Origin of the sequence: Paenibacillus sp. JJ-100 (genome assembly GCF_948329825.1) — a bacterium.
GTDB lineage: Bacteria > Bacillota > Bacilli > Paenibacillales > Paenibacillaceae > Paenibacillus.
In genome coordinates, this window is sequence record NZ_CAOJCM010000007.1 from 1 (window position 1) to 13,115 (window position 13,115).

Genomic DNA, 13,115 nt, shown 5'->3' on the forward strand with positions numbered 1-13,115 from the left:
GGAATCCGACGGGTGCTGTGGATGCCGGACATACGAGTGCTGCGAGTCATCCAAATGTGGATCACAACATAAGCAGCTTCCATGAAGCCCGTCCAGAAGATCTGGCGTATGTGATCTACACGTCGGGAACGACGGGGAAACCTAAAGGCGTGATGATCGAGCACCGCAGTCTGGTCAACACCGCGGCGGGTTATAGACGAGAATACAAACTGGATCAGTTCCCCGTGCGATTGTTGCAGCTCGCGAGCTTCTCCTTCGACGTGTTCGTGGGCGATATCGCCCGCACACTGTATAACGGAGGCACGATGGTGATTGTGCCGAAGGATGATCGGATTGACCCGTCTCGTTTGCACCACTGGATCGAGCAGGAACAGGTAACCATCTTCGAATCGACGCCAGCACTGATTGTACCGTTCATGGAATATGTATACGAACAAGGGCTGGATCTGAGCCAGATGGAGCTGCTTATCACAAGCTCGGACAGCTGTAGTGTAGCGGAGTACCGCACATTGCAGGACCGATTCGGTTCGTTGTTCCGTATCATCAATGCCTACGGTGTGACAGAAGCAGCAATCGACTCCAGTTTCTACGATGAGCCGGTGACCCAGCTGCCGCAGACAGGCCATGTGCCGATCGGTAAAGCATGGTTGAATGCGAAGTTCTACATCGTAGATGCGCAGTTGAATCCGGTGCCCGTTGGGGTACTGGGTGAGCTAGTCATAGGTGGAGTGGGGGTAGCCCGTGGATACTTGAATCGTCCAGAATTGACGGGAGAGAAATTCGTGGACAGCCCGTTCGCCGAGGATGAGCGGTTGTATCGTACGGGAGACTTGGCACGGTGGATGAACGACGGCAACGTGGACTTCATTGGCCGGATCGATCACCAGGCGAAAATTCGGGGTTACCGAATTGAAACGGGAGAGATCGAGTCGCAGATGCTGCATCTGGAAGGCGTACGTGAAGCGGTGGTAATCGTGCGAAATGACGCCAAGGGGCAGAAGACGCTATGTGCGTATTACACCCCAGATCCAGGAGCTGAACTTGTAGTGAGTGATCTGCGCAACGCACTGGCACAGGAATTGCCGGGGTACATGATTCCATCGTATATCGTGGAGCTGGAGCGTCTACCTCTGACACCGAACGGAAAGATCGACCGTAAGGCACTGCCAGCGCCGGAAGGGGAAGCCGGAAGTGGAGCAGAGTATGTTGCACCGCGCAATGAGATGGAAACCAAGCTGGCTTCCATCTGGCAGGAAGTACTGGGGCTTTCGAAGGTGATAGGCGTTCACGACAACTTCTTCGATATCGGGGGTCACTCTCTGCGCGCGACGACGTTGGTCAGCAAGGTGTATAAAGAGCTGAATGTAGATCTGCCCTTACGAGAAGTATTCCGCCATTCCACCATCGAGAGCATGGCTACCGCCATTTCCCGGCTGGATGAGAAGACATTCATTGCAATCCCGGTCGCGGATCAACGAGAGGTGTACCCTCAATCCTTTGCTCAAAAACGTCTCTTTATTCTGAATCAGCTGGAAGGTGCGGGGCTTAGCTACAACATGCCGGAAGCGATGTTACTGGAGGGTTACCTGAATCGGGCAAGGTTCGAAGAAGTGTTCCGTATGCTCGTAGCAAGGCATGAAATGCTACGCACTGGGTTTGAAATGGTTGATGGCGAAGCATCACAGCGGGTCTATCAAGATGTCAATTTTACGGTGGAGTTTTATCAGGCAGATGAGCAAGAGTCTGAAGAAATTGTTCAGCGCTTTGTCCGTCCGTTTAACTTGGCGAAGCCTCCGCTACTAAGAGTAGGTCTGATCGAGCTGGCTCCGAGACGCCATATTCTGATGTACGACATGCATCATATTATTTCCGATGGTGTCTCCATGGAAATCTTTGTTGAAGAGTTCGTTCGCTTGTATGGGGGCGAGTCATTGGAACCTTTGCGTATTCAGTACAAAGACTACACCGTTTGGCAGCATTCACAGGAGCAGAAGGAACAGCTTCAACGTCAGGAGGAGTACTGGCTGGATATGTTCAAGGGTGAGCTACCCGTGCTGGAAATGCCGACCGACTATCCGCGTCCTGCCGTGCAGAGCTACGAGGGTCAGACGCTGGAGTTTTTCTTAGAAGCTTCAAAAACGGATGCTCTGAAGAAATTGGCTACAGACACAGGCACAACACTGTTTATGGTGCTACTTGCAGCGTACAACGTACTTCTGCACAAATACTCAGGTCAGGAAGATGTGATCGTAGGTACGCCGATTGCCGGAAGGAACCATAGCGATGTGCAGCCGTTAATCGGGATTTTTTTGAACACGTTGGCGATTCGCACTTATCCGTCTCCTGAGAAGACATTCCTGTCATACCTGAACGATATTAAGGAAACGACCCTACATGCTTTCGAGCATCAAAACTACCCGTTCGAAGAATTAGTAGACAAGGTACAGGTCACACGTGATTTAAGCCGCAATCCGCTCTTTGACACGTTGTTTACAATGCAGAATACGGAAAATGATGAATATGAGCTCGAAGGGCTTCGTCTGATGCCTTACCCGAGCAATATGAATACGGCGAAGTTTGATATTAGTTTGGATGTAGGTGAGGAGAACGGTGGCTTGGATTACAGCTTCGAGTATGCAAAGGCCCTATATAAAAGGGAGACGATCGAACGGCTGGCCAAACATTACGAGCAGTTGCTCGTTACGATCGTAAGCCGACCAGATGCGAAGATTGCCGAGCTGAACCTGCTGACGACAGCGGAAAAAGAACAAATCCTCGGCGTGTTTAACCCGGTACTGTCGGAAAAAGAAGCTGTTCCAGCAGTTGCATTCCACCGCTTGTTCGAGAAACAGACGGAACTCACACCGGAAGCAGAGGCTGTCGTGTACGAAAACGACCGGCTGACATACGCGGAGCTGAACGAACGGGCGAACCACTTGGCGGCTACACTGCGCGCAAGTGGCATCGGCCGGGAAACCCTCGTCGGTATTCTCGCCGAGCGTTCGGTGGACTTGCTGGTCGCTGTGCTGGCGGTCTGGAAAGCGGGCGGAGCCTATGTGCCGCTTGACCCGGATTATCCGGCAGACCGCGTGCGCTTCATGCTCGAAGACAGCGGAGCGAAGGTGCTGCTGACACAAACGCCACTGCGGGAGCGTGCAGAAGCCTGGCTTGCCGAGGAAGAGCTGGCACTGGGGACAGTGCTGTATCTGGACGATGAAGACTCGTACAGTGAGGAACGGGCGAATACATTGACGGGGTCTGGTATGGTCTCCGGGAATCCGACGGGTGCTGTGGATGCCGGACATACGAGTGCTGCGAGTCATCCAAATGTGGATCACAACATAAGCAGCTTCCATGAAGCCCGTCCAGAAGATCTGGCGTATGTGATCTACACATCGGGAACGACGGGGAAACCCAAAGGCGTGATGATTGAGCACCGCAGTCTGGTGAACACGGCAGCGGGTTATAGACGAGAATACAAGCTGGATCAGTTCCCCGTGCGATTGTTGCAGCTCGCCAGCTTCTCCTTCGACGTGTTCGTGGGCGATATCGCCCGCACACTGTATAACGGAGGCACGATGGTAATTGTACCGAAGGATGATCGGATTGATCCGGCTCGTCTGTACCATTGGATCGAGCAGGAACAAGTAACCATTTTCGAATCGACGCCAGCACTGATTGTACCGTTCATGGAATATGTGTACGAACAAGGGCTGGATCTGAGCCAGATGGAACTGCTTATCACAAGCTCGGACAGCTGTAGTGTAGCGGATTACCGCACGTTGCAGGACCGATTCGGTTCGTTGTTCCGCATCATTAATGCCTACGGCGTGACAGAAGCAGCGATCGACTCCAGTTTCTACGATGAGCCCGTCACGCAACTGCCGCAGACAGGCCATGTACCGATCGGTAAAGCATGGTTGAATGCGAAATTCTACATCGTAGATGCGCAGTTGAATCCGGTGCCCGTTGGGGTACTGGGTGAGCTAGTCATAGGTGGAGTTGGGGTAGCACGCGGATACTTGAATCGTCCAGAATTGACGGAAGAGAAATTCGTGGACAGCCCGTTCGCCGAGGGTGAGCGGTTGTATCGTACAGGAGACTTGGCACGGTGGATGGACGATGGCAACGTGGACTTCATTGGCCGGATCGATCACCAGGCGAAAATTCGGGGTTACCGAATTGAAACGGGGGAGATCGAGTCGCAGATGCTGCGTCTGGAAGGCGTACGTGAAGCGGCGGTAATCGTGCGAAATGACGCCAAGGGGCAGAAAATGCTATGTGCGTATTACAGCCCTGAATCCGGAGCTGAACTTGTAGTGAGTGATCTGCGCAACGCACTGGCACAGGAATTGCCGGGGTACATGATTCCATCGTATATCGTGGAGCTGGAGCGTTTACCTCTGACACCGAACGGAAAGATCGACCGGAAGGCACTGCCAGCGCCGGAAGGAGAAGCCGGAAGTGGAACGGAGTATGTTACACCGCGCAATGAGCTGGAAACCAAGCTGGCTTCCATCTGGCAGGAGGTGCTGGGGCTTTCGAAGGCGATAGGCATTCACGACAACTTCTTCGATATCGGTGGCCATTCCCTGCGGGCCACAACGCTGGCGGGCAAGGTGTATAAGGAGCTACGCGTTAACCTGCCACTGCGCGACGTATTCCGTTACTCAACGATTGCTGCGATGGCCGAAGCAATTGCCCGGATGGAACAGCGGGAGCATGAGGCCATCCCTCAGGCGGAAGAAAGAGCGTACTATCCTCTGTCCTCCGCGCAGAAACGACTGTTCATTCAGCACACGCTGGATGGAGCCGATCAGCTTTATAACATGCCAGAGTTGGTGCAATTGGAAGGTGAGTTTGATTTGGAGCGCATGGAAGTCGCCTTGCGGAAATTGATATCCCGGCATGAATCGCTGCGCACCGGTTTTGAAATCGTGAAGGGAGAAGCGGTTCAGCGCATTTACCCACATGTTGATTTTGCTATCGAGCGTTATGAAGCGAATCAAGAGGATGCGCCTCAAATCGAGCAGATTATCCGCAGTTTTGTTCGTCCTTTTGATCTTGGCAAACCACCGTTGCTTCGCGCCGGGGTCATCGAGCTGGAATCGAATCTCCATATACTCCTTTTCGATATGCATCATATCGTGTCCGACGGCGTATCCATGGCGATTGTGATGAATGAGTTCTCGAGCTTCTATGCTGGTGAAGAGCTGCCGCCACTACGCATTCAATACAAGGATTATGCGGTTTGGCAGCAGTCGACGGCTCACCGAGACCGGATCGGGCGGCAGGAAGCATACTGGCTGAGCACCTTCGAAGGAGAATTGCCGACGGGAGACCTGCCGATGGACTATGAGCGGTCTGCAATCCGTGACTACGAAGGTATGCACCTGGATTTCGACGTCGAAGCTTCTCTATCTGAGCAGCTGCGGCAATTGGCGGTTGAGCATGGAAGCACGCTGTACATGGTACTGTTTGCGGCATATACGGTGTTGCTATCCAAGTACAGTGGACAGGACGACCTCATCGTGGGTACACCTGTGGCAGGAAGAACGAATTCCGATTTGGAACCGGTTATCGGGATGTTTGTCAATACGCTGGCACTCCGCAATCGTCCGTCGGGCAACAAAACGTTCTTGTCCTACCTTGAAGAAGTGAAGGAGACGGCTTTGGGTGCTTTCGAGAATCAGGATTATCCATTTGAAGAGCTCGTGGAGCGCTTGAATGTGAAGAGAGAACCAGGTCGCTTCCCGTTATTCGATGCCGTTTTTGACTTGCAAAATATCGAAGAACAAGACGTTGAACTGGAAGGCGTACGTCTAAAAAATTATGAGCTTGATCATTTGGAAGAAGCCAAGTTTGATCTGACACTATTCATGTATGAAAACGACGGAGCGCTGAGCGGTGGCTTCTTCTACGCCACGAAGCTGTTCAAAGAATCGATGATCCGCACCTTGACTGAGAATTACTTGCGTATACTGTCTCAAATTGTGGACAATCCACAACTTCAACTAAGCCAGATCGAATGTCATCAACCGTCAAGTGCCGCAAAGAAAGCGGTCGATACGATCGAATTCGCATTCTAATTTGTACAAACAAGTTTCTGTCGTCAAATGGCAAAAAGGACATGCACCCCAAGGAAGACGGCGAACAACATGCAAGCCCGTAGATGCGCAGACCGAGAAGCAAAAAATTTGGATCTGCGCGGGGGCGTGCAGTTACTTCATTTTTAGGGGAGGTACGAATGAAATCTTTGTTTGAAAAGGAAGAAAGGTACTGGAACGGTAAGTTTGATGCCGATGACAGTCTGAGCTTTTTTCCCTATAGTCAATCCTCCAAGCTATCTGCAGGTAAGGGAGCTGCTGCGACCAAGTCGGACTTAATTCTCATTCATCGTACCTTACCGAGTGAGCTCTCGGAGAGGATCATTCGGCTCGCGAACGATTCGGACTTGGCGATGTATATGATTGTTTTGGCAGGAGTAAAAAGCCTGTTGTTCAAATATACAGCGCAGGATCATATCCTCGTCGGCATGCCTTCTTATAACGTAGATCCCGATGAGACTCCACCTCCACATGACATTTTAGTGATCAAAACGGCTGTAAGCCATCAGACAACCTTGAAAACGTTGCTCAGGGGCATTAAAACCTCCATTGGTGAAGCGTTAGAACATCAGCATTTGCCTTTTCGTAAAATGGTGGAGCCGCTCCATCTGAACTATACGGAGGACAGCTTCCCGGTCATCAACACCTTGGTATCCTTTGCTTCGATTCATCCTGAACCTCTGGGTAATCGGGTAGCTGTCGACACAATGTTCCACTTTGATCGCGAAAACGACTCTATCAAGCTGGAAATCCGTTTTGACGGGCAGCGGTATGAGCATACGTTAGTGGAACAGATAGCAGATCATTTGCTTCGGCTTCTGTCCTTGCTTGTATTTCAGCCGAATCTGGAGCTTGGACAAGTGGATGTGCTATTCCCGGATGAGAGGGAGGCGTTACTGAATCAATGTAATGAACTGAAAGCCGGATTTGATCGAAGCAAAACGATTCATGGTTTGTTTGAAGAGCAGGCGGAGCTATATCCGAATAACGTGGCAGCCGTCATGAAAGAGCATCAGATGAGTTACCGTGAGCTGAACGAGCGAGCCAACCGGCTAGCGTGGAAACTTCGCAAGATGGGTGTTGCAGCAGATCAACTGGTAGGTATTCTGGCTGAACGTTCGCTTGATATGGTCGTTGGTATTTTGGCGATTCTCAAGGCTGGTGGTGCCTACGTACCTGTTGATCCTGACTACCCTGAAGAACGCATTCGCTTCATGATTGAGGATTCAGGTTCACCACTATTGCTGATTCAAAAGCATCTGCATGAGAAGACAGATTTTGCTGGAGCACGCCTTGAGTTGGATGATTACGTATGGGGAGACATTGACTCGAACTCGGCAGGTGCACCGGAAGTATCCAACCTGGAGCCGATTTCCGGGCCGGAAAACCTGGCCTATGTCATCTACACGTCAGGAACGACGGGTAAACCGAAAGGAACGTTGATCGAGCATAAAAACGTTGTGCGTCTCCTGTTTAACGACAAAAATCTGTTCGACTTCGGGCCATCTGATACGTGGACGCTGTTCCACTCCTTCTGCTTTGATTTCTCTGTCTGGGAGATGTACGGAGCACTGCTGTATGGGGGCAAGCTGGTCATTGTGCCACCGCTCACGGCAAAAAATCCAGCTGATTTTCTGGCACTGTTAAGCAGTGAACAGGTCACAATTTTAAATCAGACACCAACGTACTTCTACCAGTTGCTGCGTAAGATGTTGGTCGATCATCCATATGATCTGAACATGCGCAACGTTATCTTCGGGGGAGAAGCGCTTAGTCCACTGCTGCTCAAGGACTTTAAGACGAAGTACCCGGAGACGAAACTGATCAATATGTATGGCATTACCGAGACGACAGTTCATGTTACATATAAGGAAATTACATGGGTCGAAATAGAAGCGGCGAAGAGTAATATCGGTAAGCCGATTCCGACCTTAAGCGTATATATTCTGGATGACAACCGCTGCCTCGTACCGATTGGTGTAGCAGGCGAGATGTACGTGGGCGGGGAAGGATTGGCCAGAGGATATCTGAACCGTCCGGAACTTACAGCGGAGAAGTTCGTCGATTCCCCTTTTGCAGAGGGAGAGAAACTGTACCGCTCGGGCGACCTGGCAGCTTGGCTGCCGGACGGAAACATTGAATATCTGGGCCGGATCGACCATCAGGTGAAAATTCGCGGATACCGGATCGAGCTGGACGAAATCGAGACTCAGCTTCTAAAGATTGCATCCGTGCAAGAAGCCAAGGTTCTTGACCGTAATGATGCGAACGGCCATAAGCAGCTTGTCGCATACTACGTCGCGGAAAAAAGGCTTGCGGCGAATGAACTTAAAGGGCAGCTTGCCAAACAGCTTCCAGGGTATATGATTCCTTCGTACCTGGTACAGCTAGCACAGATGCCACTGACCTCAAACGGGAAAATTGATCGTAAAGCACTGCCCTCGCCGGAAGAAGTTGCATCTTTAGGAGGCGAATATGTTGCACCGAGAACGCTGCTCGAAATGAAGATTGCCCATGTCTGGCAAGATATACTTGGTGTTTCACAGGTGGGTGTGAAGGATAACTTTTTCGAGCTGGGTGGCAATTCGTTAAGTCTGATGAGGCTTGTTCAAGCTGTTTATGATGAAACGGGCATTGAGATCCCACTGAACCGCGATTTCCATCATGTAACCGTTGAAGGCATGGCATTGGAAGAGGGGAATTTGGGGCTGGATGAAGGGGGGAACGCCTTCGTTAAACTGAATAAGGCAGGAGATCTAAACGTATTCTGCTTTCCTCCGGGTTCCGGATTCGGTATTGGTTATCGAGAACTCGCCAGTAGGCTTGATGGACGATTTCTGCTCTACAGCATTGATTTTATCGATGATACTGCCAATTACGAGCTCATGCTGAATCGTTATGTGGACGAGGTTGTCCGCGTCCAGCCGGAAGGACCTTACGTGCTTCTTGGTTACTGTTTTGGAGGCAATCTGACGTTTGAGGTAGCCAAAATGATGGAGAAAAGAGGGTATTCCGTATCGGACGTGCTCATGGTGGATTCCTGGATTAAGGACACACTTACGCCTTCTGAAGAGTCAGAGAAAGAGCTTGCAGAAATGCTTGCTGATTTTGACGAAGAAGAGAAGGAATTGATGAGTAACCCACTTGTACGGGAACGGGTTCATCGGAAGATCCAAGCCACTTTGGCATACGAAGCGCAGCTGATTAATTCAGGCACGATCTCGGCACGAATCTATGAACTGATCGCGAAGGATAGCGAAGCGTTCCGTCTGGAGCAACAATTGCCGTCCTGGCGTAGAGCAACGTTGCGAGATTACGCGGAATACCGACTGGAGGGTGCGCATGAGGAATTGCTGGAACTCACACGCGTAGACGAAACGGCAACCCTCATTCAGGGCATCTTGGAGCAAGTTAAATGGCAGATTGAAGCCGAAGCCGGGGTACTGCATGGAAGCTGACCGGGAACTGTCTGTTCTAGAAGATGGCACATTGACGCGCTCCAAACGCCAAACGGCTTACGCCACATGGAAAGCATTTCGCTGGCTAATGTCCTATGTAAGCCGTCACAAAGGCTGGATGATTATCGGTATCTTGTCCGCGATTGCTGCCGCCGTTATCGAGATATGGACTGGAAGTTTGATCGAGCAACTGACCTCTGAGGCCGAGAAGGGGGCAGGGCCAGTCGTACTGCAAATCGTGTATACGGTCTTTGTAGTTATTTTGATCGGTGTGCCTGCGAAGTATTTCATGAGCTTCGGCGTCGAGCGAAGCAGTGCTTCCGCAGTACAGGATATCCGCAATCATGTCATGCATCATATCGGCAAACTCCGGGTCTCCTATCTGGAAAAGCAGCACTCCGGCGACGTGTTGTCGCGGATGAATAACGACCTGCAGCTTATCCAGCAGTTTATGATTCGGGATCTGGCCCAGTGGTTCTATCATCCGCTGTTATTCATCGGTTGTTTTACTTATTTGATCTATCTCCAATGGGAGCTGATGTTGTATAGCCTGCTGTTATTTCCCGTAGCGTTGCTGGTTTCCCAATGGATTGGCAAGCAGCTCGCGCGGTTGACTGAGGAAGCCCAGACCAACATGGGGCGAATGAACGTTAACCTCCAGGATACGCTCGGAGGTATGCCTATTGTAAAAAGCTACTTGTTATCCGGTATGTTATCTCGATCCTACCAAGTGTTGCTGCAGATGACAGCTCAAAAAAAGCTGGCTGTGAAAAAGCGGGAGGCCTGGGTTAACCCGCTTCTCTCCACGTTGATGATCAGCCCGATCATTTTCGCAGTAAGTTACGGAAGCTATCTGATCTATCAGGGACAGCTGGGGGCAGGAGAGCTGGTTGCTTTCCTATACTTGTTGAATCTGTGTCTGGAACCGCTGGAGCATATTCCGGAGCTCATCACGCGGACGTTTGAAATGGCTGGTGCGTTGAGAAGGGTCTCCGACATCGTAGAGCAGCCGACCGAAACGGAACATGGTCGTCCGCTTCCGAAAGTGAGCGAAGCACCTATCGAATTTCAGAACGTCACATTCGGGTATGAGGAGAACTCTCCCATTCTGCGGAATATTAGCTTCTCGGTGCCAGAAGGCAAGACAATCGCGCTTGTCGGAGCGAGCGGCGGGGGGAAAAGCACGGTGTTTAAGTTGGTATGCGGCTTTTATTCGCTTCCAGTGAACCAGGGCATAATCCGTGTATTTGGCAGCTCCATCGACGGAGCCGATCCGGAGGTTCTTCGGTCACATTTTTCCGTGGTGTCTCAGGATTCCTATTTGTTTAGTGGCACGATTGCTGAGAATATCGGATACGGGCGGGAACAGGCGTCAATGCACGAGATTATTGAAGCTGCAAAAGCTGCGCAGGCCCATTCCTTCATTATGCAGCTCTCGGACGGTTACCAGACGTATGTCGGGGAGCGCGGTGGCTTTTTGTCCGGAGGACAGCGTCAACGTATTGCCATGGCCAGAGCTTTTCTGAAGGATGCTCCGGTTCTGCTGCTGGATGAGCCCACGTCGGCTCTTGATCCGGAGTCGGAGAGAGCGGTTCAACAAGCGCTGGACGTATTGATGAAGCAAAGAACAACGATGGTTATCGCCCATCGACTCTCAACGATACAACGTGTCGACGAGATTTGGGTTATGGAACAGGGAGCCATCGTGGAGAAGGGTACCCATGAACAGTTGCTTGAGATGAAGGGATTGTATGCCCAGTCTTACTATCAGGAGTTTACGGAGTCTGCCGAGCACAAGGAGGTGGCGTACACATGAAAAAGGGTAGATGGCTCTCGCAAGTAAAGGAACTCAGCTATTTGCTGACGTTTATGAACCGCAAGCACAAAATCCAGTACGCCATCGGCCTTGCTGTAACAGCGCTCACTCAAACATTGTTCCTGATCGCCTTCAGTCTGGTCGTACATAACTTAGTTGATTTCGCAGTGTCCCGAGATACGTCTCTGATGGTGAATGCCTTTACCATTTTGGGCGCGGCGCTGTTCCTAGAAAATATAATTTCTCCTTGGTTCATTTATTTGTACCAGCGCAGTGTCGAGTTGACCGTACTGAATATCCGCCAACGCCTTTATGACAAGCTGTGCCGGGTACGGCCGAGATTTCTGGAGCAGACGCATCATGGGGACTTGCTGTCGCGAGTGAACAACGACGTAACAACCGTGGAGTTTACATTTTCACAGGTTTACTTCGTTTTGTTGCTGCAAATTGTCTTCTGCATCGGCTCCATTGCTTCCATGGTGTTGATCGACTGGAGGTTTGCCGGCGTATCCTTTGTCATTTTACTCTTGTCTTCCGTGGTCAGCCTGAAATTCGCACGGGATATTCGTGTCTTGTCTGAACAGGGCCTGCACACGCTCGGTAAAATGACCGAAAAATTTAAAGATTTTATGGGCGGCATTCAAATGGTGAAGCTGTTTCGCATCCGTTCAATTTATAGCCAGTATGAGGCGTTGAACGAACAGATGACGCAGACACTTCGGCAAACTGCGCAGAAAAATGGCATGCAGGCTGCGGTGAATCATTTCATCAGCTACGTTACGTTTTGTGGCATCATCGTTATCGGCAGTCTTCTTTATGCATACGGGCTTATGGGAATGGGGAGCGTGGCCGCTTTGGCCGTTTTGCAAGTGAATCTGACGCATGCGTTGTTAAACTTGGGGACGGTTCTGTCGATGACCCAGAATTCGCTCGCGGGGGCTCACCGCATTCAAGAGGTATTCAGCGAGGAAGAAGAACCGGAACGTCTGGGATCTCCAGATAGCAAACTCGTGTCAGAGGCTGCGGTGGAGTTTCGCGATGTGGAATTTTCCTATCAGTCGGATAAAAAGGTGCTTGCGTGCATGTCCATGCAGGTGTTTCCCGGTCAGGTTGCTGCAATTGTCGGGGCCAGCGGTAGCGGCAAAAGTACGCTCATTAAGCTGTTGCTTGGCTTCTATCCTGTGGACAGTGGAGAAATTCTGATTCAAGGCAAACCGTTCGGTCATTACACCCTGGACGAAATTCGCAGGCAGATTGCGTACGTCCCGCAGGAGCCGTTCTTGTTTACTGGCACTATCGAGGAAAATATCCGCTACGGTAACCCCCATGCAACGGATGAAGAAGTGATTGAGGCAGCCAAAGCGGCGTATGCTCACCATTTCATTCAGGAACTTCCTGAACAATATAAAACATCGGTGGGCGAGAGAGGGACGTCGTTGTCAGGCGGACAGAGACAGCGGATTGCGATTGCCCGGGCGATTCTTAAAGACTCGCCGATTCTACTGCTGGATGAAGCGACTTCTGCGCTTGATAACGAATCCCAGCATTGGGTGCAGCAAGCCCTTAATGTACTGATGAAGGGGCGTACTACTATTCTGATTGCACATCGTCTCAGCACCGTGGAACATGCAGATTTGATTACTGTCATGAACGAAGGTACGGTCGTCGAGCGGGGTCGCCATCAGGATCTGCTTACACTTGGGGGCTATTACGCCCGTCTGTACAGTTAGATCT

Annotated in this window: 4 protein-coding genes; all 4 read left to right on the top strand. The window is 51.0% G+C overall.

Going from position 1 to position 13,115, the window contains the following annotated elements:
- Nucleotides 1-6,089: amino acid adenylation domain-containing protein (locus PQG66_RS20950; RefSeq protein WP_272039767.1), on the top strand; the 6,089-nt coding region annotated here is incomplete at its 5' end.
- A gap of 158 nt (nt 6,090-6,247) precedes the next feature.
- On the top strand, nt 6,248-9,565 hold the full coding sequence (locus tag PQG66_RS20955) for a non-ribosomal peptide synthetase (RefSeq protein ID WP_272039768.1): 3,318 nt from the start codon (nt 6,248-6,250) through the stop codon (nt 9,563-9,565).
- Nucleotides 9,555-11,381, top strand: coding sequence for an ABC transporter ATP-binding protein (locus PQG66_RS20960; RefSeq protein WP_272039769.1), 1,827 nt, complete (start codon nt 9,555-9,557; stop codon nt 11,379-11,381). Before PQG66_RS20955 ends, PQG66_RS20960 begins: the two co-directional genes overlap by 11 nt.
- Nucleotides 11,378-13,111: an ABC transporter ATP-binding protein gene (locus tag PQG66_RS20965; protein ID WP_272039770.1), complete on the top strand. Its 1,734-nt coding sequence runs from the start codon at nt 11,378-11,380 to the stop codon at nt 13,109-13,111. Before PQG66_RS20960 ends, PQG66_RS20965 begins: the two co-directional genes overlap by 4 nt.
- Nucleotides 13,112-13,115 lie beyond the last annotated feature (4 nt).

Excerpts from the sequence above, each read along its gene's own strand:
- PQG66_RS20955 (WP_272039768.1), top strand. The coding sequence starts at position 6,248 with ATGAAATCTTTGTTTGAAAAGGAAGAAAGGTACTGGAACGGTAAGTTT.
- PQG66_RS20960 (WP_272039769.1), top strand. The coding sequence starts at position 9,555 with ATGGAAGCTGACCGGGAACTGTCTGTTCTAGAAGATGGCACATTGACG.
- PQG66_RS20965 (WP_272039770.1), top strand. The coding sequence starts at position 11,378 with ATGAAAAAGGGTAGATGGCTCTCGCAAGTAAAGGAACTCAGCTATTTG.